This window comes from Enterobacter sp. MGH 37 (assembly GCF_000534515.1).
Taxonomy (GTDB): Bacteria; Pseudomonadota; Gammaproteobacteria; order Enterobacterales; family Enterobacteriaceae; genus Enterobacter; species Enterobacter kobei.
Genome location: NZ_KI973206.1, coordinates 1,638,812 through 1,661,335, shown reverse-complemented (window position 1 = coordinate 1,661,335; position 22,524 = coordinate 1,638,812). Strand labels below are relative to the sequence as shown.

18 protein-coding genes and 1 tRNA gene are annotated in these 22,524 nt (G+C 55.9%); 3 read left to right on the top strand and 16 right to left on the bottom strand.

From position 1 onward, the window contains the following. Positions 1 to 156: 156 nt before the first annotated feature. Positions 157 to 2,088, top strand: a complete 1,932-nt coding sequence (locus tag L383_RS03465; RefSeq protein ID WP_023331856.1) for a methyl-accepting chemotaxis protein — start codon at positions 157 to 159, stop codon at positions 2,086 to 2,088. On the opposite strand, the gene L383_RS03470 is transcribed toward L383_RS03465, so the two are convergent. After that, entirely contained in the window at positions 2,085 to 3,707 is a 1,623-nt protein-coding gene (locus L383_RS03470; protein WP_023331855.1) for an isovaleryl-CoA dehydrogenase, read from the bottom strand. The genes L383_RS03465 and L383_RS03470 overlap by 4 nt on opposite strands. A 193-nt stretch (positions 3,708 to 3,900) precedes the next feature. Here L383_RS03470 and L383_RS03475 point away from each other — a divergent pair, with 193 nt between their 5' ends. Beyond that, entirely contained in the window at positions 3,901 to 5,175 is a 1,275-nt protein-coding gene (locus tag L383_RS03475) for an MFS transporter (protein WP_023331854.1), read from the top strand. 82 nt (positions 5,176 to 5,257) lie between these two features. Here L383_RS03475 and rlmB read toward each other — a convergent pair whose 3' ends face one another. The 14 genes from rlmB to nnr form a co-directional block, all read right to left on the bottom strand. Beyond that, positions 5,258 to 5,989, bottom strand: coding sequence for a 23S rRNA (guanosine(2251)-2'-O)-methyltransferase RlmB (gene rlmB, locus L383_RS03480; protein WP_023331853.1), 732 nt, complete (start codon positions 5,987 to 5,989; stop codon positions 5,258 to 5,260). Between the two features lie 70 nt (positions 5,990 to 6,059). Beyond that, entirely contained in the window at positions 6,060 to 8,504 is a 2,445-nt protein-coding gene (rnr, locus tag L383_RS03485; protein WP_014882231.1) for a ribonuclease R, read from the bottom strand. 38 nt (positions 8,505 to 8,542) lie between these two features. Then, positions 8,543 to 8,968 (bottom strand): nitric oxide-sensing transcriptional repressor NsrR, encoded by a 426-nt coding sequence (nsrR, locus tag L383_RS03490; RefSeq protein ID WP_014882230.1) that lies wholly within the window; start codon positions 8,966 to 8,968, stop codon positions 8,543 to 8,545. A 192-nt stretch (positions 8,969 to 9,160) separates the two neighbouring features. Further along, positions 9,161 to 10,459: an adenylosuccinate synthase gene (locus L383_RS03495; RefSeq protein WP_006178975.1), complete on the bottom strand. Its 1,299-nt coding sequence runs from the start codon at positions 10,457 to 10,459 to the stop codon at positions 9,161 to 9,163. Between the two features lie 104 nt (positions 10,460 to 10,563). Next, complete coding sequence (locus tag L383_RS03500; RefSeq protein ID WP_003855996.1) at positions 10,564 to 10,761, bottom strand: DUF2065 domain-containing protein; 198 nt, start codon at positions 10,759 to 10,761, stop codon at positions 10,564 to 10,566. A gap of 71 nt (positions 10,762 to 10,832) precedes the next feature. Then, positions 10,833 to 11,837, bottom strand: coding sequence for a protease modulator HflC (hflC, locus tag L383_RS03505; protein ID WP_013095290.1), 1,005 nt, complete (start codon positions 11,835 to 11,837; stop codon positions 10,833 to 10,835). Positions 11,838 to 11,839: 2 nt separating this feature from the next. Beyond that, complete coding sequence (hflK, locus tag L383_RS03510; RefSeq protein ID WP_023331852.1) at positions 11,840 to 13,099, bottom strand: FtsH protease activity modulator HflK; 1,260 nt, start codon at positions 13,097 to 13,099, stop codon at positions 11,840 to 11,842. A 56-nt stretch (positions 13,100 to 13,155) separates the two neighbouring features. After that, complete coding sequence (gene hflX / locus L383_RS03515) at positions 13,156 to 14,436, bottom strand: ribosome rescue GTPase HflX (RefSeq protein ID WP_023331851.1); 1,281 nt, start codon at positions 14,434 to 14,436, stop codon at positions 13,156 to 13,158. Positions 14,437 to 14,509: 73 nt separating this feature from the next. Continuing rightward, complete coding sequence (hfq, locus tag L383_RS03520) at positions 14,510 to 14,821, bottom strand: RNA chaperone Hfq (RefSeq protein WP_008502919.1); 312 nt, start codon at positions 14,819 to 14,821, stop codon at positions 14,510 to 14,512. An 85-nt stretch (positions 14,822 to 14,906) separates the two neighbouring features. Further along, positions 14,907 to 15,857, bottom strand: coding sequence for a tRNA (adenosine(37)-N6)-dimethylallyltransferase MiaA (gene miaA / locus L383_RS03525; RefSeq protein ID WP_032629682.1), 951 nt, complete (start codon positions 15,855 to 15,857; stop codon positions 14,907 to 14,909). Continuing rightward, entirely contained in the window at positions 15,850 to 17,694 is a 1,845-nt protein-coding gene (gene mutL, locus L383_RS03530; RefSeq protein WP_023331849.1) for a DNA mismatch repair endonuclease MutL, read from the bottom strand. The genes miaA and mutL overlap by 8 nt, the downstream gene beginning before the upstream one ends. Before the next feature lie 9 nt (positions 17,695 to 17,703). Next, the gene (gene amiB / locus L383_RS03535; RefSeq protein ID WP_032629680.1) at positions 17,704 to 19,041 is read right to left on the bottom strand and encodes an N-acetylmuramoyl-L-alanine amidase AmiB; all 1,338 of its coding nucleotides are present in this window, start codon (positions 19,039 to 19,041) and stop codon (positions 17,704 to 17,706) included. Between the two features lie 16 nt (positions 19,042 to 19,057). Beyond that, positions 19,058 to 19,519, bottom strand: coding sequence for a tRNA (adenosine(37)-N6)-threonylcarbamoyltransferase complex ATPase subunit type 1 TsaE (gene tsaE / locus L383_RS03540; RefSeq protein WP_014882224.1), 462 nt, complete (start codon positions 19,517 to 19,519; stop codon positions 19,058 to 19,060). Then, positions 19,512 to 21,035, bottom strand: coding sequence for a bifunctional ADP-dependent NAD(P)H-hydrate dehydratase/NAD(P)H-hydrate epimerase (gene nnr, locus L383_RS03545; RefSeq protein ID WP_032629678.1), 1,524 nt, complete (start codon positions 21,033 to 21,035; stop codon positions 19,512 to 19,514). The genes tsaE and nnr overlap by 8 nt, the downstream gene beginning before the upstream one ends. On the opposite strand from nnr, the gene queG reads away from it, so the two are divergent. Then, a complete protein-coding gene (gene queG, locus L383_RS03550) occupies positions 21,034 to 22,173 on the top strand; it encodes a tRNA epoxyqueuosine(34) reductase QueG (protein WP_023331846.1) in 1,140 nt (379 codons plus the stop codon). The two genes, nnr and queG, sit on opposite strands and share 2 nt — an antisense overlap. A 270-nt stretch (positions 22,174 to 22,443) precedes the next feature. On the opposite strand, the gene L383_RS03555 is transcribed toward queG, so the two are convergent. Next, a tRNA-Gly gene (locus L383_RS03555) sits at positions 22,444 to 22,519 on the bottom strand. Positions 22,520 to 22,524: the final 5 nt, after the last annotated feature.

Sequence of the window (22,524 nt, the reverse complement as noted above, 5' to 3'; positions counted from 1 at the left end):
AGCCACTTATTTTTAGTGGCTTTTCGTTTTTGCAAATTTTTTATCTTTTACAAAACCATATAAAAACAACTCAATAACATTTTGTTACACTAATTCAGTAAACGTAATCCCCGCTCTGCCGTTGAAGAACCATACCTTTTCAATGATGAGCAATTTATGATCAATCTTTTCCGCCGTGCGGGCCTCGGGACAAAGCTATCGCTGCTGACGGGCGTCAGTGTTGCCGTGCTGTTTCTGCTTTTCACTTTCCTGCTCAGCCAAAAAGCCAGCCAGCAGCTTGAAGCCCTCGCGGTAGAAGACCTGCATAACCAGTCCACCGGTATGGTCGATATGGTGCAAATGTTCAACACCAGCCTGAGTGAAGAAGTCGAAAGCTATACCAGACTGTTTACGACATTTTTGCCCCAGCCATTTAGCGTCGATACGCTTCAGACCCGGACAATTAACGGGCTCAATGTTCCTCTGCTGAAAGGCGGGGAAACGGAACTCCATGAAAATACCACTTTTTCTGACGACTTCCTGAACCGAACGGGGGCCATCTCCACGCTATTTGTTCGCAGCGGTAACGACTTTATTCGCGTCGCCACCTCCCTGCGTAAAGAGAATGGCGAGCGGGCAATGGGGACCGTTCTGGATACCTCCAGCCCAGCCTTTGCCGCCGCCAATAAAGGTGATGTCTACCGTGGCCTGGCGCTGCTGTTTGGCAAACGCTATATCACCCAGTACCAGCCGGTGAAAAACGCCGAAGGTCAGGTCATTGCGATCGTCTTTGTCGGGGTGGACATTAGCCACTCCTGGAACGTCATGCGCGAGAAAATCCTCAACCGCCGCCTGGGCGAGAGCGGTCACTTCTTCGTGCTGGATCGCAGCAACGGCAAAACACGCGGGCAATACCTGTTCCACAACACGGAAGAGGGACAACTGCCGAAGTGGGACAGCGCGACACAACAGCAGCTTCTGGGTGATAAACCCGGCACCCTGGAGCGCGTAAGTGACGACGGACGGACGCTGAAAATGGCCTATACCCCGCTACCCGGCTGGAACTGGACTATCGTGGGCGAAGTGGATAAGTCAGTGCTGCTTTCAAGCGTCACTGCCATGCGCGATCGCTTCCTGCTGGCCGGTGTGGTCTTGTCGGTCCTCTTTGCAGGCCTGTTCGTGGTCCTTATTCGCCGTATGCTGACGCAACCGCTGCGCAATGTGATCCAGCTTGCACGGCAGTATGCCGACGGCGATCTTCGCTCCAGCCTGCCCGTGACGCGCCGGGACGAGGTCGGACAGCTGATTGACGCCATTAACGGCATTGGCGGCGGGCTGCAAAAAATTGTTCTGCAGGTTCGCGAGGCTGCAGGTGAGATCCAGACGGGGACTAACGCGCTGGCCTCCGATACCGGCGAGATCTCAGAGCAGATCAACAAGCAGGCCAGCAGCGTGGAGGAGACCTCAGCCAGCATGGAGCAACTGGCCGCGACCGTACAGCAAAATGCCGCCAACATGGAGCAAACGCAGCAGCTGGTGGGAGAAACCTCACGCGCGGTTCACGAGGGGGGTGAAACGGTAACCCATGCGGTTGCCACGATGGATGACATTCGCGAAGCGTCAAAACGTATCGAAGATATTACCCGCGTGATTGAGTCCATCGCGTTTCAGACCAATATTCTGGCGCTGAATGCGGCGGTAGAAGCGGCACGTGCAGGCGAGCACGGAAAAGGTTTTGCGGTGGTTGCCCAGGAAGTTCGCGCGCTGGCGGGCCGGAGCGCCAACGCGGTGAAAGAGATAGAACAGCTGATTGGCGATACGCTGAGAAAAGTGAGCGAAGGTCACGCGCTGTCTGAACAGACGCGTCTGGCTATGGATTCCATCATCGTTCATATCGATAACATCAGCCAGCTGGTCACCGAAATTAACCATGCATCGCGCGAGCAATCCGCGGGGATTGGCCAGGTGAATCTCGCCATGACCCACATTGGTGAAGCGTCACACATCAACGCCGATCGCGTCTCGCGCAGCGAACAAACCGCACACACGCTGCGCGAGAAAGGTTTACATCTTACCCAACTGGTCAGTCTGTTCCAGCTTAAACGCTAGCCAACCCTGCCCGTGGCGCGCAGCAGCAAATCGCTTTGCACCTGCTCGCTCATCAGCGTACCGCCACGGGTATCCAGCATCATGCGGCACCACGCCTGCGCCACGGGCGGCGATGCGTGCCGCAGCATCTGGCTCCCGGCCCCCAGCAAGAAAAGCTGCTGCGCGATCTCCCGCCCCTGCGCCTCCTGTGGTTTACGCAGCTTTTGCTGAAGCTGGCGCCAGCTGCGGTCAAAGTGTCTGTCCTGCCCTTTGACCTGCGCAAACTCATCGGCCAGCAGGTCGTGGATCCCCGGCTGCTTCGTCAGCACGCGCAGCACGTCCAGGCACATGATATTGCCTGAGCCTTCCCAGATACTGTTCACCGGCATTTCGCGATACAGGCGGGGAAGCTCACTCTCCTCGCAGTACCCTACGCCGCCCAACACCTCCATTGCCTCTGCCACGAACGGGATACCCGCTTTGCAGACGCTAAATTTCGCGGCCGGCGTAAACAGCCGTGCCCAGGCCGCCTCTTGCGGATCCACACGTTTATCCCACGCGCGGGCGAGACGGAACAGCAGTGCCGTTTGCCCCTCCAGCATCAGCGCCATGCGGCTTAAGACCTCACGCATTAACGGCTGATCGATGAGATTTTTACCGAAGGTTTGCCGCTGATGAGCGTGGTACAACGCCACAGACAGTGCCCGGCGCATTAAACCATGGCTGCCCAGCGCGCAGTCGAAGCGCGTCAGACCGCCCATTTTGAGGATCTGCCGTACCCCTTCCCCTTCTTCCCCCAGCAGCCAGCCGGAGGCATCAAGAAACTCCGCCTCGCTGCTCGCGTTGGAGCGGTTCCCGAGCTTGTCCTTCAGGCGCTCCAGCCGTACGGCGTTACGTTGTCCGTCAGGTAAAAAGCGCGGGACAAAAAAGCAGGATAATCCACCTTTTGCCTGAGCCAGCACCAGATGCGCATCACTCTGCGGGACGGAGAAAAACCATTTATGGCCTACCAGACGGTAGCTACCGTCGCTGCATTTTTCCGCTTTGGTGGTGTTGCTCAGGACATCGGATCCCCCCTGCTTTTCCGTCATCCCCATGCCGATCAGCAGCCCGCGTTTTTGCCCCCCCGGCACGAGATGGGGATCGTAGCGATCGCTCATCAGCGGCGTTAACCATGCATGAAACGGTTTAGGTAGCGACTGTTGCAACAGCGGCGTGGCGGCGAAGGTCATGGTGACGGGGCAAAGCGTGCCGGCTTCAACCTGCGCATGCAAAACAAACCGTGCCGCTCTGGCCACAAAGGAACCTCTTCGCGCCTCCTCTTCCCACGCCAGGTTATGTACCCGGTTGGCACAGAGCCCCTGCATCAGGAGGTGCCAGGCGGGGTGAAAGCGAAGATCGTCCAGCCGCTCTCCGGTGGCGTCGTAGCGTAACAGCTCCGGTGGGTTGACGTTGGCCAGCCTGCCCAGCTCCAGCGACTCTGCGGTCCCTAACTGCTGCCCGATACTGGCGAGCAGCTCGCTATCCCACTCGGCCCCCTCGCGGGAAACCGCGTCACGCAGGGCGCAGTCGGAGAGGAAAAGGTTGCTGTTGGAAAGCGGTGCCGGTTGATTGAAAACGGTATGGGTCTGCCAGTGCATGCTGTCTCCCTCCTTCAGTGGCAATGAGGATAAGTATGGACAGGCCGCGTGCACGCTGCATGGGAGGGGGGTCACAAGCTGGCGATCCCGCTGATATCATTCGTGAAATAGCTCACAGAACATAAGAATAAACTATTTCATCACTTCGCTTTTGTTGAATAATTTATTCTTACCCCTTTCAGTGAGGATCGTTATGCAACCGGATGCGCACAAGCGAGCATTAATTGCAGGCTCCATTGGTAACTTCATCGAGTGGTATGAGTTTGCGGTCTACGGTTTTATGGCGACCGTGATTGCCAGGAACTTCTTCCAGCTCGAGGGAGAAGCGGGACTGACCAGCCTGATCCTCACCTGGGCCTCGTTTGCTATCGCGTTCTTCTTCCGTCCCCTGGGTGCGGTGGTATTTGGCCGCATCGGCGACAGGATTGGCCGGAAACCGACGCTGATCATTGTGCTGGTACTGATGACGCTCGCCACCACAGCCATTGGTCTTGTGCCCGTCTACGCCAGCATAGGCATTGCCGCACCGCTGATCGTTACGCTGCTGCGCATTTTGCAGGGATTGTTCGCAGGCGGAGAGTACGGTGGTGCAGTTTCGTTGATGACAGAGTTCGCTCCACGCGGCAAGCGCGGTCTGTATGGCGCGTGGCAGTCCTTTACCGTGGCGCTCGGGCTGCTAGCGGGCGCGGGGATTGTGGCACTGCTCTCCGCCCTTCTCACGCCTGAGGCATTACATGACTGGGGCTGGCGTATTCCATTCTTCCTTGCGCTGCCGATGGGGGCTGTCGCGCTATGGCTGCGTGTGAGTATGGAAGAGACGCCGAGCTTTGTGCAGCAGAAGGAAAAACCGGTTGTGGCTCAGGCCAGCACCTCCGCCACGCTCAAAACGATTCTGATGGGCATTTGCCGGGTCATGGTCTGGTCGGCGGCAGGGTATACCTACCTGGTGATTATGCCGACCTATCTCCAGTCGGCGCTACACACCGGGTTTAATCAGGCACTGCTGATAGCGGTGATTTCGAATATCGGCTTTGCGCTGACCATCATTCCCTCGGGTATCCTGAGCGACAAGATTGGCCGCCGCACGGTGATGATGATTGCCACGACCCTGCTGCTGATCCTCGCCCTGCCGCTGCTGAAAATGTTGCAGGCTGAGTCCGCCACGTTGGCCGTTAAAGCGATGGTGGTGTTAATTGCGGGCGGTCTGGTGGGGATGCTGGCAGGACCAGGGCCGGCAATGCTGTCTGAAATGTTCCCGACGCGCGTGCGTTATACCGGCCTGGGGCTGGCGTATTCCCTGTCAAACGCGATCTTCTCGGGCTGTGCGGGACTGATTATTACCGGATTAATTAAAGAGACGGGCAACCTGGATATTCCGGCATATTACGTGATGGCAACGGCGGTGGTGAGTATTTTCGCGCTGATGACGCTGCGAAAGGATGACCATTTGCGGTCGTTAGAGGAGTGAGGTTGTTTTGCCGGGTGGCGGCTTCACCTTACCCGGCCTACAAAAACGCAGGCCCGGTAAGCGAAGCGCCATCGGGCGAAAATCAGCTACGCTGACGTACCGCTTCAAACAGGCAGATGCCCGTCGCCACAGATACGTTCAGGGACGACACGCTGCCCGCCATTGGGATGCTGATCAGCTCGTCGCAGTGCTCGCGCGTCAGACGGCGCATACCTTCACCTTCCGCCCCCATCACCAGCGCCAGACGTCCGGTCATTTTGCTCTGGTACAGAGTATGATCTGCCTCACCCGCGGTACCGACGATCCAGATATTCTCTTCCTGCAGCAGACGCATGGTACGCGCCAGGTTGGTTACGCGGATCAGCGGAACGTTTTCCGCTGCGCCGCAGGCCACTTTCTTCGCCGTCGCGTTCAGCTGCGCGGAGCGATCTTTCGGTACAATCACAGCATGCACACCTGCCGCATCCGCGCTACGCAGGCATGCGCCGAGATTGTGTGGATCGGTTACGCCATCAAGGATCAGGAAGAACGGGTTATCCAGTGCGGCAATAAGATCCGGCAGATCGTTTTCCTGATACTGACGGCCCGGCTTCACGCGGGCAATAATACCCTGGTGAACCGCGCCTTCACTTTTCTCATCCAGGTACTGACGGTTCGCCAGCTGGATCACCACGCCCTGCGCTTCCAGCGCGTGGATCAGCGGCATCAGACGTTTGTCTTCACGCCCTTTCAGAATAAACACTTCCTGAAAACGCTCCGGTGCGCGCTCGAGAAGGGCCTGCACCGCGTGGATGCCGTAAATCATTTCACTCATTGATGGTTCTCATTATGACTGTTCTTTCCCCTCTCCCCCCTGGGGAGAGGGTCAGGGTGAGGGGCGGAACTTACTCCGCCTGTTTTTTCTTCGCTGCACGTTTTGCTTTGGTGGCAGCAGCGATTTTCTGCGTCTTCGCAGAAGGTTTTTTCGCTGAGCGAGCGTCTTTCTTTGCCGCCTTCGGCTTTTGCTTCTTCTCGCCGCGGAACGCGCTGTCTGGCTCGAAGTTTACCTTCTTACCCGCCTGGCGACGTTTACCGCCGCCCGGTTTACCGTTTCCGCCTTTTTTCGCCCGTTCACGCTCGGTTTTACCGACGTTACGCGGCGCACGCTCGCTGGAGATGAGGCTGAAGTCGATTTTACGGTCGTCCATATTCACGGCTTCAACTTTCACTTCCACACGGTCGCCCAGACGGTAGGTCTGACCGCCCGATTCGCCAATCAGGCGCTGACCAACCTGGTCGAAGCGGTAGTAGTCGTTATCCAGGCTGGAGACGTGCACCAGACCGTCGATAAATAGCTCGTCCAGACGCACGAAGAAACCAAAGCCGGTCACGCTGGCAATCACGCCTTTAAAGACGTTGCCCACCTGGTCCAGCATAAAGTCACACTTCAGCCAGTCCGCTACGTCGCGCGTGGCTTCATCAGCACGACGCTCGGTCATGGAACAGTGCTGACCGAGCTGCAGCATCTCTTCCATCGAATAGTGGTAACCGCCGGTTTCGGTAGTGTTCCCTTTATGGCCCTGCTCCTGCGCCAGCAGATACTTGATCGCGCGGTGCAGAGAGAGGTCAGGATAGCGACGGATCGGCGAGGTGAAATGCGCGTAAGACTGCAACGCCAGGCCGAAGTGTCCCCGGTTTTCCGGATCGTAAATCGCCTGCTTCATCGAACGCAACAGCATCGTCTGCAGCATTTCTGCATCAGGACGGTCGCCAATGGACTCCAGCAGCTCGGCGTAATCGCGCGGTTCAGGCTTGTTGCCGCCAGGCAGCTCCAGACCCAGTTCCGCCAGTACTGAACGGAACGCGGTGATGGCTTCCGTTGACGGCTTATCGTGAATACGGAACAGCGCTGGCTCTTTGGCTTTCTCAACGAAACGCGCTGCCGAGATGTTCGCCAGGATCATACACTCTTCGATCAGCTTGTGCGCATCATTACGCTGGGTCTGCTCGATACGCTCAATGCGACGCTCTGCGTTGAAGATAAACTTCGCTTCTTCGCTCTCGAACGAGATCCCGCCGCGCTCTTCGCGTGCCTGATCCAGCGTTTTGTAGAGGTTATGCAGTTCTTCAATATGTTTGACCAGCGGCGCGTATTGTTCGCGCAGATCCTGGTCGCCCTGCAGCATATGCCAGACCTTGGTATAGGTCAGACGCGCATGGGAACTCATGACCGCTTCATAGAACTTGTAGCCGGTTAAGCGCCCTTTGGTGGAGATGGTCATCTCACACACCATACAGAGGCGATCAACCTGCGGGTTCAGGGAGCACAGGCCGTTAGAGAGCACTTCCGGCAGCATCGGTATTACCTGAGAGGGGAAATACACCGAGGTACCACGGCTGCGCGCTTCGTTATCCAGCGGGGTGTGCGGACGCACATAGTAGCTCACGTCCGCAATCGCCACCCACAGACGCCATCCGCCACCGCGTTTTTTCTCACAGTAAACGGCATCATCGAAGTCGCGGGCATCTTCGCCATCAATGGTGACCAGCGGCAGGGAGCGCAGATCCACGCGGCCCACTTTGGACTCTTCCGGCACTTCTTCACGAAGACTTTCGATCTGATCTTCAACCGCTTTCGGCCAGATGTAGGGGATCTCATGGGTGCGCAATGCCATATCAACGGCCATGCCAGTGCCCATGTTATCGCCCAGGACTTCCACGATTTTACCAACCGCTTTGGTGCGACGCGTTGGGCGCTGAGTGAGTTCTACCACAACCACAAAGCCCATGCGTGCGCCCATCACCTCTTCAGGCGGGATCAGGATGTCAAAGCTCAGACGGCTGTCGTCCGGCACCACAAAGCCCACACCCGCATCAGTGAAGTAACGGCCAACAATCTGGCTGGTTTTTGGCACCAGTACGCGCACCACGCGCGCTTCCCGGCGACCTTTACGGTCAGCACCCAGCGGCTGCGCCAGGATCTGGTCGCCGTGGATACACATTTTCATCTGTTCAGATGACAGATACAGGTCATCTTTGCGGCCTTCCACGCGCAGGAAGCCAAAGCCATCACGGTGCCCAATCACGGTGCCTTTCAGCAAGTCGAGGCGTTCAGGCAGCGCGTAGCACTGGCGGCGGGTAAAGACCAGTTGCCCGTCGCGCTCCATGGCACGCAGGCGACGGCGAAGGGCTTCAATTTGCTCTTCACCTTCAATATTTAATTCAACGGCAAGTTCTTCACGATTGGCGGGTTTTTCGCGTTTTGTTAAGTGTTCAATGATGAACTCGCGGCTGGGGATAGGATTCGCGTATTTTTCGGCTTCGCGTTCCTGGAAAGGATCTTGTGACATGTCGGTTCCTCCGTTGTCAGCTCCGGTGGAAATTTTCTTCATTCCACCAGCAATAATTTATAAAGCGGTTGATTCTCTTCAACCAAATCGGCCAGCGTGTAGTTATCCAGTTCCTTGAGAAAACTTTGCACAGCCTTAGAAAGCGCCTGTTTCAGGCGGCAAGCGGGTGTAATGTGGCAAAACTCACTGCTGCAGTTCACCAGAGACAAGGGCTCCAGTTCGCGTACCACATCCCCGATGCGAATACTCTGCGCCGGTTTACCGAGACGGATCCCCCCATTCTTCCCGCGGACGGCAGCAACGTATCCGGCACGACTAAGTTGATTGATTATTTTGACCATATGATTACGGGATACGCCGTATACCTCCGTCACTTCAGAGATACTGGTCATCTTCCCATCGGGTAACGACGCCATGTAAATCAGCGCACGTAAGCCGTAATCGGTGAAACTTGTTAACTGCACATCAACCTCAGGAAAAAGGGAAAACGCGGTCAAACCGCAGAGATATTCATTAATGATGATAAACCAGCCAGATAGATAGCGGCTAATTTATTTGACAGACGGGGCGAAAAAGCGGAGATCCAGGAGCGGTCGCCGGATGGCGCTACGCTTATCCGGCCTACGAGTTTCCCCGCAGGCCAGCATTCACGAAGATTATGCGTCGAACGGGTCGCGCAGGATCATCGTTTCAGTACGATCCGGGCCGGTAGAAATAATATCGATCGGCACTTCGGTCAGTTCTTCAATACGCTTGATGTAATCCAGCGCCGCCTGTGGCAGGCCACTACGCTCTTTCACACCGAAAGTGGTCTCAGACCAGCCCGGCATGGTTTCGTAAATTGGCTCAATGCCTTCCCAGTCGTCAGCGGCCAGCGGAGTTGTGGTCACTTCACGGCCGTCTGGCATACGGTAGCCGACGCAGATTTTCACTTCTTTCAGGCCGTCCAGCACGTCCAGCTTGGTCAGGCAGAAGCCAGACAGGGAGTTGATCTGCACGGCACGACGCACAGCAACCGCGTCCAGCCAGCCGGTACGACGACGACGACCGGTGGTCGCGCCAAACTCGTTACCCTGCTTGCAGAGGAACTCGCCGGTTTCATCGAACAGCTCGGTCGGGAATGGACCTGCCCCCACACGCGTGGAGTAAGCTTTGATGATGCCCAGAACGTAATCCACATAACGTGGACCCAGGCCAGAGCCGGTCGCCACGCCACCTGCGGTGGTGTTAGAAGAGGTTACGTACGGATAGGTACCGTGGTCGATGTCCAGCAGCGTACCCTGCGCACCTTCGAACATGACGAAATCGCCACGCTTGCGCGCCTGGTCCAGCAGATCGGACACATCAACAACCATACCGGTCAGAATGTCTGCAATCGCCATGACGTCATCCAGCACTTTCTGGTAGTCAACAGCGTCAGCTTTGTAGAAGTTCACCAGCTGGAAGTTGTGATATTCCATCACTTCTTTCAGTTTTTCAGCGAAGGTGGCTTTGTCGAAGAGATCGCCCACGCGCAGACCGCGACGTGCCACTTTATCTTCATAAGCCGGGCCGATACCACGACCGGTCGTACCGATCGCTTTCGCACCACGTGCTTTCTCACGCGCGACGTCCAGTGCCACATGATAATCCAGGATCAGCGGGCAGGCTTCGGAGAGCAGCAGACGCTCACGAACAGGGATACCACGGTCTTCCAGACCTTTCATCTCTTTCATCAGCGCAGCGGGAGACAGCACAACGCCGTTACCGATGATGCTGGTGACGTTTTCGCGAAGAATGCCTGATGGAATAAGATGGAGGACGGTTTTTTCACCGTTGATTACGAGAGTATGGCCTGCGTTGTGACCGCCCTGGTAGCGTACAACATATTTAGCCCGTTCAGTCAGAAGATCAACAATCTTCCCTTTACCTTCGTCACCCCATTGGGTGCCCAGTACGACGACGTTGTTACCCATTTTTTTCAAAATCACCGTTTGCTTAAAAATGGATTCTACCATCGCTTTTTCAGATATACAGCACTTTTTGACCTCAAAATACGCCAAATCCGACCACTTTTTGATCAGCCAATCGTTTTCCTCAACATGTAGTAGATAACGATGCCAGCAACCACAAGTCCACCGCCGAAACGGCGCAAAATATTATCCGGAAGTTGGCTCATGGTCGCGATCATGCGGCGCCAGGCACGCGGATAAAGCATCGGTCCCAGGCCTTCCAGCACTAACACCAGGGCCAGCGCCAACCAAATGGTTGAATTCATTTTTATTCCTTATAAAAGAAAACCACCGCTCCGGAAGGAGCGGTGGTTTGAATACTCAAACGTGCCAGAGTTTATCGTGTTGCGTTAGTCGGCGTCTTCATATAACGGAAGAAATCGCTGTCCGGGCTGAGCACCATCACATCCTGGTTGCTCTGGAAGCTATTCTCGTAAGCACGCAGGCTACGGATAAAGGCGTAGAAGTCGGGATCCTGGCTGAAGGCATCAGCGAACAGCTTCGCCGCTTCCGCATCACCTTCACCGCGCAGAATACGGCCCTGACGCTCAGATTCCGCCAGCGTCTTGGTAACTTCGTAGTCCGCTGCCGCACGCAGCTTCTCAGCCTCTTCCTGGCCTTGTGAACGGTGGCGACGGGCTACCGCTTCACGCTCGGCGCGCATACGGTTGTAGATCGCTTCGGACACTTCAGCTGGCAGGTTGATCTGCTTGATACGCACGTCAACCACTTCGATACCCAGCGCAGCCATACTGTTCGGGTTGATCACCGGCACTTTACCGTTGGTTTCAGCCTGAACTCGTTCAGCTGCTTTCGCAATCGCGTCATCCGCTGCTGGCGTTTCCACTTCGTCTTCCGTGCCCGCTGTACCGGAATTCAGCGCATCGCGCACTTCCAGGGTCAGACGACCGCGGGAGTCGGTCACGATGTCTTTCACATCCAGACGACCAATTTCAGAACGCAGACGGTCAGAGAACTTACGTTTCAGCAGCACTTCCGCCTGAGAAACGTCGCCACCGCCGGTTGCCAGGAAGTAACGGCTGAAATCGCTGATGCGCCATTTGATGTAGGAATCAACGATCAGGTCTTTCTTCTCTTTGGTCACGAAACGGTCAGCCTGGTTATCCATAGTCTGGATACGCGCATCCAGTGTTTTCACTGACTGAATGAACGGCACCTTGAAGTGCAGGCCCGGTTCGTAAATCACCGGACGTTTGTCACTGTCACGCACGACGCTGCTGAACTGGAACTTGATCCCACGCTCGCCCTCTTTCACCACAAAGATCGAGGTATACAGCACGACCAGTACGATGACGATGATCGCAATAACTGACTTACGCATCCTTATTCCCCCTGACGCTGGTAGTCGTTACGCTGCGCGTTAGCACGGCGTTGGTCCATAATGTCACCATCGTTCGAAGAAGGCGTTGTGTTCGCGCTGGCGCTGCCCGATGACGCTGGCGGCAGACGCAGCAGGTTGTTCGATCCGCTGGTGTCTTTCGCGGCCGGTGCAGAACCGCCCTTCAGCATCTGATCCAGCGGCAGCACCATCAGGTTTCCACCTTTGCTGTCGTTAACCAACACTTTGCGGGTATGGCTCAGCACTTTTTCCATGGTCTCGATATAGAGACGCTCACGGGTAATTTCTGGCGCTGCTTTATATTCCGGCAGAATCTTCGCGAAGCGAGCCACTTCACCCTGTGCTTCCAGGATGGTCTGCGTCTTATACGCGCGTGCTTCTTCCAGAATACGCTGCGCCTGACCGTTAGCACGTGGCTGAACTTCGTTGGTGTACGCTTCCGCTTCACGGATGTACTGCTGTTCGTTTTCACGGGCAGCAATTGCATCATCAAATGCGGCCTTCACCTCTTCCGGCGGACGAGCAGCCTGGAAGTTAACGTCCAGCAGGGTGATACCCATGTTGTACGGACGAATGGTCTCCTCCAGCTCGCGCTGGGTATCGCTACGAATAACGGTACGACCTTCGGTGAGAATGCGGTCCATGGTGTATTTACCAATCACACCACGCAGGGCGCTGTCAGTCGCCTGACGCAGGCTGTCATCGGCGCTGGTTACGCTAAACAGATAACGTTCAGGATCGGTCACGCGGTACTGGACGTTCATCTCAACGCGTACCACGTTCTCATCAGACGTCAGCATCACGCCAGAGGCGGCCAGTTCACGGACGGACTCCACGTTTACCGCTGTCACGTCGTCAATGAAGGTCGGCTTCCAGTTCAGGCCCGGCTCAACCAGATGGCTGAACTTACCGAAACGGGTGACCACGCCGCGTTCTGCTTCTTTAATGGTGTAGAACCCGCTGGCTGCCCAGATGATTACCACCGCAGCGGCCACAATGCCCACTACGCGGCCACCCATTGGCGGGCGCGGACTCTGAGTGGAATTACCCCCTGAGCCAGAACCTTTTCCTCCGCCCAGGCCACCAAGCTTTTTGCTCAGCTTGCGGAAGATATCATCCAGATCCGGCGGCCCCTGCTCGCGACCACCTTTGTTGCCATTTCCCCCAGAGTTGCCGCCTTGATTATTGCTGCTTCCCCACGGGTCGCGGTCTTGTCCGTTATTACCGGGCTGATTCCACGCCATGTATATGCTCCATATTTGTTATGCAAGGGCGAATTTTTCAGGCTTCCCCTTTCTGATCAGACGATATAGTCCGCCAGCGCAGGTTCTTGTTTACAGAGGCGACGCCAGTCAACGATCGGCATACGCACCTGCATCCCCACGCTGCCGTCATCCTCCATCCACTCTTTTTCTATCGCCTGAAGCTGATAAAACCGGCTGCGCAGCCTGCCTTCCTGTGGCGGCAGGCGCAGCGTGTGCTGCGCTACCTCACCGGAAAGACGTTCTGTCAAAGCCTGGAAAAGCAGTGGCACACCAATACCGGCCTGAGCAGAAAGCCAGACCCGAATCGGTTTGTTCTCTTCATCTCGGTCGATACGCGGTTCGAAATCCTCCAGCATATCGATCTTGTTCATCACCAACAGCGTGGGAATTTCGTGGGCATCAATCTCTTCCAGCACCACGTTCACCGCGTCGATGTTCTCCTGCACGCGTACGTCAGCCGCATCAATCACGTGCAGCAGCAGGGTCGCCTGTCGCGTCTCCTGCAACGTCGCTTTAAACGCCGCCACCAGATCGTGTGGCAAATGGCGGATAAACCCTACGGTATCCGCCAGCACCGTTTCACCCACGTCTGCTACGTCAATACGACGCAGCGTAGGGTCCAGGGTCGCAAACAGCTGGTCTGCGGCATAAACCTGGGCCTCGGTTATCTGGTTAAACAGGGTGGATTTACCGGCGTTGGTATAACCCACCAGCGACACGGTCGGGATGTCAGCTTTGGTTCGCGCCCGACGCCCCTGTTCACGCTGTTTCTCTACACGTTCCAGACGCGAGAGGATCTGGGTAATACGGCCACGCAGTAAACGACGGTCGGTTTCGAGCTGGGTTTCACCCGGACCGCGCAAACCGATCCCGCCTTTTTGTCTTTCAAGGTGGGTCCAGCCACGCACCAGACGCGTCGCCAGATGGCGCAGCTGTGCAAGCTCAACCTGCAATTTCCCTTCATGGGTACGTGCACGCTGAGCAAAAATGTCTAAAATCAATCCCGTGCGGTCGATCACACGGCATTCGCAGAGAGCTTCCAGGTTGCGCTCCTGGGCTGGAGACAGCGCATGATCAAACAACACGACTGACGCGCCGGTTGCTTTTACGGCATCCGCAATTTCTACTGCTTTACCTTCACCAACAAAATACTTTGGGTGCGGCGCTTTACGGCTACCGGTAATCACCTGCATTGCTTCGACACCGGCGGAAGAGACCAGAGATTCAAACTCCTGGAGATCTTCCATATCTTTGTCTTGCGAAAAATAGATGTGTACCAGCACCGCCTGCTCACCGGCATCATAACGGTCAAACAAGCGTAAACCTCTCTAAAAAGATCAGCGGGGAACGCAGGATCCCTGGCTCCCCGTGTGGATAACAGCTGAAACCTTATTCGGTTTCGTCGCTGTCCTGCGCTGGCGTTGAAGAACCCTGCGCGTTGCTGCCATGATGGTAGTTACTGCCAGTGCCGCCGCCAGCGTTATTGCTGTGATGAGAGACTGGACGGGACGGAACAACAGTAGAGATAGCGTGCTTGTAGACCATCTGACTGACCGTGTTTTTCAACAGGATCACAAACTGATCGAAAGACTCAATCTGACCTTGCAGCTTAATACCATTCACCAAATAAATAGAAACTGGAACACGTTCCCGACGCAATGCGTTCAGGAACGGATCTTGTAAAGATTGCCCCTTAGCCATTCTATCTTTTCCTTATATGCTTGTTTTGTACTTAGAACCTTGCGATTCTGAAAAATTGCGCACGATACGTCTCAATTGTACACATTCAGTGGGCGATATCACCAACAACCTCAATCACCTCGTTTAACGCCTGTTGCGGTTTTTCACTGTCTAACCAGTGAACTCCCTCCCAACCGCGCAACCAGGTGATCTGGCGCTTCGCTAACTGTCTCGTGGCGCAAACACCTCGATAAACCATTTCATCGTATGAAATCTCACCTTCAAGATACGACCACATCTGGCGGTATCCCACACAACGAACGGAAGGCATATCCGTATGCAAATCTCCACGGGCAAATAGCGCCCGCACTTCTGCTTCAAAATCTGAAGCTAACATCTGATGAAAACGCTGCTCAATTCGTTGATGGAGCAGTTCACGGCTCGCCGGGGCGATGGCGAACTGATGCACCTGATACGGCAGAGCGTCTCCTGACGTTTGCGTCAGTTCCGTTAAAGTTTTACCCGAAATGAAAAAAACTTCCAGTGCCCGGGAAAGCCTTTGCGGATCATTTGGATGGATTCGCGCTGCCGCAACCGGGTCAATCTCTGCCAGTTGCTTATGCAACACGTCCCATCCCTGCTCTGCCGCCTGTTGCTCAATCTTTGCTCTCACGTCAGGATCTGCGGAAGGTAAAGGTGATAATCCTTCCAGCAGCGCCTTAAAGTAGAGCATGGTGCCGCCAACCAACAGCGGTATACGTCCCGCCGCCGTAATCTCGGCCATCTCGGCTAAGGCATCCCGGCGGAAATCCGCTGCGGAGTAAGCCTCTGCCGGGTCGAGAATATCCAGCAAACGGTGCGGTGCCGCACGCAGTTCTTCTGCGCCAGGCTTCGCCGTACCAATGTCCATCCCCCGATAGATGAGGGCGGAATCAACGCTAATCAACTCTACAGGCAAAACTTTGCGTAACTCAATGGCTAACGCCGTTTTGCCGGAGGCCGTTGGGCCCATTAAAAAAATTGCCTTTGGCAGGCTCGCCTTACTTACGTCAGTCATGTTTGAGGGCAGTCATCGCCGTTTTCAAATCAACAGGTTGTAATAACCCACCCGGCGGCGCTTTCACCAGCTGTGGGCAGAGGCGTTCGACCTCCGCCAGCACGGTAATCGCCTGCGCCATACTCCACGGTGTATGTTCGCTGGCCAGATGGCGAGCGATCCACTGCGCGGTGTTGGCGGCCTCAAACGATGTTTGCTGCGCCAGGTAGCCTATCAGTTCAGGAATCAAGTTTTGTAAATTTTGTTGGCGTAAGGGTAAAGGCACTGCGCGAATTGTCACATGTTGTGGTTCGAGCACCATTTCAATGCCCATTTGCGCCAGTAGGGCCTCTGTACGCTGCAATACCCGTGTTTCTTCAGCGGATATTTTCAGACGAACCGGGATCAATAACGGCTGCGCACAGGCCGCATTTTCCCCAGGCGTCAGTTGCGCCTGTTTGAGCCAGCGTTCGGCAACCGGTAACGCCAGAAGCTGCAATTTGCCGTCGCGTTCTAGCAATGCCATATCCGGTGCGATAATCGTCAGCACTCGCCCGAAACTCTGGCTGTGTCCTTCAAGGGACGGTGTCGCCACTGCAACGTGATCTTTGCGCTCAACAGCAGGCGTTTCCAGCAACTTACGGTACAACGCCCCCTGCTGCTTTTGATAGCCGGGTTGAGCGTTCGGATAGTTTGCTCCCGTCGGACGCGTCGTGCTCGCACCGGTTGAGAATCGAGGCGTTTCCGGCTCTCGCGCGACAGCGGGCTGCGCAAAATGGTTGCGGCCCGCAGCGACACGGTTTTCCGGGATGGGACGCGGTGAGGAATCGTCTTTTTCCAGCGGCAATGCAGGCTCAACCTGCTGTTGCAATACGCTCAGCACGCCCTGATAGATAAAATCATGCACCAGACGTGACTGATGGAAGCGCACCTCATGCTTGGCGGGGTGGACGTTAACATCGACCTGATGCGGGTCGATCTCCAGATAAAGCACAAAAGCCGGTTGCTGATCGGCCCCAAGCTTGTCTTCACAGGCCTGACGAATGGCGTGGTTAATGAGGCGGTCGCGCATCATGCGGCCATTCACGTAGCAATACTGAATTTCAGAGAAAGCCGCACTGCTGGCGTTCGGGTCGGCCACCCAGCCACGTAAAGCGAGATCGCCATGCTGCCACTCTATCGCCAGCGCCTGTTCCAGAAATAGCGTTCCGCAGATAGCCCCTAAACGGCGCTCTTTCTGCCCGCCTTCCGCCACCGCGCGATACTGGCGCATCACCTTGCCGTTATGGCTGAGATTAATGGTGACGTCAAAACGCGCCAGCGCGATACGACGAATGATCTCGTCGATATGGCCGAATTCGGTTTTTTCGGTACGCATAAACTTGCGTCGGGCGGGGGTGTTGTAGAACAGATCCAGCACTTCCAGCGTGGTACCGACAGGATGCGCCGCGGGTTTAACCGTCACATCCATGTCGCGTCCTTCGGCGTATGCCTGCCAGGCTTCCTGCTGTTCAGCGGTACGAGAGGTCAACGTCAGGCGGGAAACCGAACTAATACTGGCGAGCGCCTCGCCGCGAAAGCCGAGGCTGATTATTGCTTCAAGATCGTCCAGAGAGGCAATTTTACTGGTGGCATGACGCGCCAGCGCCAGCGCCAGCTCGTCTTTTTTTATCCCACAGCCGTTATCGCGAATGCGGATAAGTTTCGCCCCGCCGCGTTCGATATCAATATCAATGCGGGTAGCTCCCGCATCGAGGCTGTTTTCCACCAGTTCCTTCACCACCGATGCAGGTCGTTCCACCACCTCACCGGCGGCGATTTGGTTCGCAAGCTGCGGCGGTAGAACCTGAATCGGCATGATGTCTCCTTAGTTGGTCGCGGTCATCCCACCCGGCAGTGAAGCGTTGGCCACCAGGCCTGCTCCGCCCGACGGCGCGGACTGCAGCGGGTGCGCGTCAAAGTATTTACGCAGACCGTTATAAATCGCTTCGGCAATTTGCTGCTGATAGCTGTCGCTTCCCAGCAGGCGCTCTTCGGCGTTGTTGCTGATAAAGCCGGTCTCCACCAGAATTGACGGAATATCCGGCGAACGCAGCACGCCCAGGCTCGCATGTTCCGGGCGACGCTTGTGCAATGCCCCGATGCCCTGCAGCTGATTCAACACGTTAGTGGCGACATCATACCCGACGCGCTGGGAATGACCGAACTGTAAATCCAGTACCGCCTGGCTGAGGTACGGGTCTGACTGACTGTTTGCCAGCACATCACCCGCACCGCCCAGCAGTTCTGACTGTTTCTCATGCTCTTCCAGCCAGTTTGCCATCTCGCTGTTTGCCCGGCGGTTTGACAGCACCCACACAGACGCGCCCGTGGCACTGCGGTTTGGCGCAGCATCCGCATGAATAGAGACCAGGAAATTGGCATTTTGCTTACGCGCCACGTCCGAGCGCCCCATAACGGAAATAAAATAGTCGCCGTCGCGGGTCAACACGCCTTTAAACATAGGATCGTCATTCAGCAGCGCGCGCAGCTTGCGGGCAATGGCAATTGTGACGTTTTTCTCCCGCGTGCCGCCCGGGCCAATCGCACCAGGATCCTGACCACCGTGTCCGGCATCAATGGCGATAATCACTTTATCACCGCTGACCGCGCGGCGCGCACTGGCCGCCGGACGCGTTACCGTATTGCTGCTGGTTGCTGCGGTAATGCGATCGTTCTGCGATTTAAACGGATTACGCGCGGGTTCCGATGGACGCGGAGTATACACAGGCTCCTCTACGCGTTTCGCGACAACCGGTGGCGGCGGAGGCGGCGGCGGAACGTCGGCATTGATGGTAAAAACTACCGTATAGTTCGCGCCGTTTTGCTGCTTAACCGCTTTCGTTTTGCCCTTTTCGGTGAGATCCACCACCAGGCGCAATGACTGGCTGTCCTGCGGGTTACCCGAGCGGATACTTTTCACCAGGTTGTTACCGCTGAACCGAAGCGGGAGCCCCTGAATCACCCCGGTCTGTTTGATATCCAGCGCCACGCTGTGGCTGTCTGGCTGTGAAAAAGCGTATTCAGGGTCACCCATAAAGCTAAACGTGATCCGGGCCTGGCTTTCGCCGTTCGACACCTGAATATCCGAAAGGCTTGCCGCCCCGGCCTGCGCGCACAGCAGCACCGAAGCAGCCAACAGCCAACTTTTAACGCGATTTTTCATCCCGTCATCCCTACGCTTAACCGGCGAGACGCGCCAGTAAGGAACACCCTGATGAGGAAACCGCACTGATGCGAGCCTCACGCCCTTGTGCCTGGTAATCTATGTGAATTTCGACATCCGGGTCAGGTAACACACCCGCACCTTGTTGCGGCCACTCCACCAAGCAGATGGCATCATTGGCAAAATAATCACGGATCCCCATAAATTCCAGCTCCTCAGGATCCGCAAGGCGATATAAATCAAAGTGGTACACCATGAGATTGTCGAGGGTGTACGGCTCGACGAGCGTGTAGGTTGGGCTTTTCACATTCCCGTTATGCCCTAACGCCTGCAAAAAACCCCGGCTGAAAGTGGTTTTACCCGCCCCCAAATCACCATACAGATAAATGACGGTTGCCCCCTGACAGGCCTGCGCCACGCGCTTGCCGAGATCTAAAGTGGCTTGTTCATCAGGTAAAGGAATCGCTCGATTAGTCATTTTCTACGTCAATCACATCCGGGTTAACAACACGCCGTAGCGTGCAAAAAAGATCGGTGGCCAGCATACCGCGTGTCCCATATCGCGCCGCCAGTTTATCTGCCGCGACACCGTGGGCCACGCAGCCCGCACAGGCTGCATCATAAAGGGGAAGTTTCTGTCCAAGCAATGCGCCGATGATACCGGAAAGCACGTCGCCCATACCGCCGCTCGCCATGCCCGCATTTCCGGCATCAATAATGCCCAGCGCCTCGTCACTGGCAACGACGGTTCCTGCCCCTTTCAAAACGGCAACACCTCCGTAACGTTTTACCAGACGCTGAGCAGAAAGTAAGCGATCGCTTTCAATTTCTGCGACGCTGCAGTTAAGCAGGCGCGCGGCTTCGCCGGGGTGTGGCGTCAGGATGCGATTGTGACGCTTATCCGGGTTTATTGCCAGAAGGTTAAGCGCGTCGGCATCCCACAGCATCGGTTTACGAAAATTCTCGACTTTTTGCAGGGCCTGTTTACCCCATCCCTGTTGCCCAAGCCCTGGGCCAATGACCACGACATCCGCCCATTCGAGGCTTTCCTCAAGCGTCTGGGGCGTAAGCTCATGCACCATCAGCTCCGGTCGGGCTGTGATTATCGGTGCAATGTTCTCAATACGAGTGAGAATTCGCACTAAACCAGCACCGCTGCGTAATGCTGCCTCGCCGGTCATGCGAATCGCCCCTGCCGTACCGCGATCGCCACCAATAATCACCAGCCTGCCGTGGTCGCCCTTATGGGATGTCGGACGGCGCGGCGGAAACCACTCAGTCAGCTGCGATGCATCAAAACGGGCGATGCGCATTTCCTGCCCGGCTAGCCAGCCCTCCAGCCCGAGCGCGTTATGGTGTAATACGCCGACCACATCCCGTGCTTTACCGGTTAACAGACCCGGCTTCAAAGCAATGAAGGTCACGGTGTGCGCAGCCTGGATGACGGCGCCAGGCGTCGCGCCGGTTTGCGCGTTCAGGCCTGAAGGGATATCCAGCGCCACTACCGGGGCGCAATGTCTGTTGGCGTGTTCAATCAGCGCGGCAATATTCTCGCGGGGAGCACTGCGCAGCCCGGTACCCAGCAGACCATCAATAATCAGATCGACATCCTCCGGCCAGACGATATCAGGCGCATGAATCACACCGCCGGCATTCAGCCATGCCTCCCGCGCTGCGCTGGCCTCTTCTGGCAGGGGCTTATCACTTTCCAGCGCCAGCAGCGTAACGCGAATACCGGCAGCTACCGCAAGACGGGCAATGACGTAGCCGTCCCCGCCGTTATTGCCGTGTCCGCACAAAATCAGCCAGTGGGTGGATTGCGGCCAGGCGCTGCGGGCAACGGTAAATGCTGCTTCTCCCGCACGCTGCATCAGTTCATTAAGGGTGATCCCGAGGCTGTCTGCAGCCTCTTTTTCGGCACGCCGGAGGTCATCCGCATGCCAGATGGAATGTGGTATACTTGCGGGGTTTTTCTTCACTGTATGGTCCGTCATGTCACAGCCCCTCGATCTCAATGAGTTAGCGCAAAAAATAAAACAGTGGGGTACTGAGCTTGGCTTCCAGAAGGTGGGTATTACCGACACCGACCTCTCCGCCAGCGAGCCAAAACTGCAGGCCTGGCTGGACAAACAATACCACGGCGAAATGGAGTGGATGGCGCGTCACGGCATGATGCGTGCCCGCCCACACGAGCTTTTACCGGGTACCTTGCGCGTCATCAGCGTACGCATGAACTATCTGCCTGCCAACGCGGCTTTTGCGCGCACGCTAAAAAATCCCTCTCTGGGTTACGTTAGCCGGTACGCCCTGGGGCGTGATTACCATAAGCTTCTGCGTAACCGTTTAAAAAAACTCGGGGAAACTATTCAGCAGCACTGTGTTTCGCTGAATTTTAGACCCTTTGTTGATTCCGCGCCTATTCTTGAGCGCCCGATCGCTGAAAAAGCCGGGCTTGGCTGGACAGGTAAGCACTCACTTATCCTTAGCCGTGACGCCGGATCGTTCTTCTTCCTTGGCGAATTGCTGATTGATTTACCGTTACCGATAGACGGCCCGGTGGAGGAAGGCTGTGGCCGGTGCGTGGCCTGCATGACCATCTGCCCGACGGGGGCTATCGTTGAGCCTTATACCGTTGATGCCCGTCGCTGCATCTCCTATCTCACTATCGAACTGGAAGGGGCCATTCCGGAGGAGTTTCGACCACTTATCGGCAACCGCATATACGGCTGCGATGACTGCCAGCTGATCTGCCCGTGGAACCGTTATTCGCAGCTTACGGATGAAGAGGATTTCAGCCCGCGTAAGGCGCTGCATGCGCCACAACTCATCGAACTGTTCGCCTGGAGCGAAGCCTGGTTCCTGAAAGTGACGGAAGGCTCGGCCATTCGTCGTATCGGTCATCTGCGCTGGCTGCGTAATGTCGCCGTCGCGCTGGGTAATGCCCCGTGGGATGAAGCGAACATTCAGGCTCTTGAAAGCCGTAGAGGTGAGCACCCACTTCTTGATGAACACATAGAATGGGCGATTGCGCAGCAGATTGAGAAGCGTAATGCCTGTGTGGTTGAGGTGCAGCTTCCGAAAAAACAGCGGCTGGTCAGGGTCATCGAAAAAGGACTTACGCGGGATGCGTGAACTATTCACAGCCTGTGTATAAAAATAAAAACTCAAGCGCCATCTGGGCTTGAGAAGAGGTCAAGTGATCTCAATAACATTTTGAAATCAAATTTTCTTCAATTTATACAATCACTTGGAAGGATATTATTCACCCTGCTAACTTTCTGCACAGTCAGGATTAAAGACGGAATCTGTGGATAACTCTGTTCACAAGAGTATTTCAGAAGAAATAGAAAACGTCCCCAACGACTCTTTTCGCTGTGGATACTTTAAATATGAAGAAGAATTTGGAGCGGGAAACGAGACTCGAACTCGCGACCCCGACCTTGGCAAGGTCGTGCTCTACCAACTGAGCTATTCCCGCTTGGG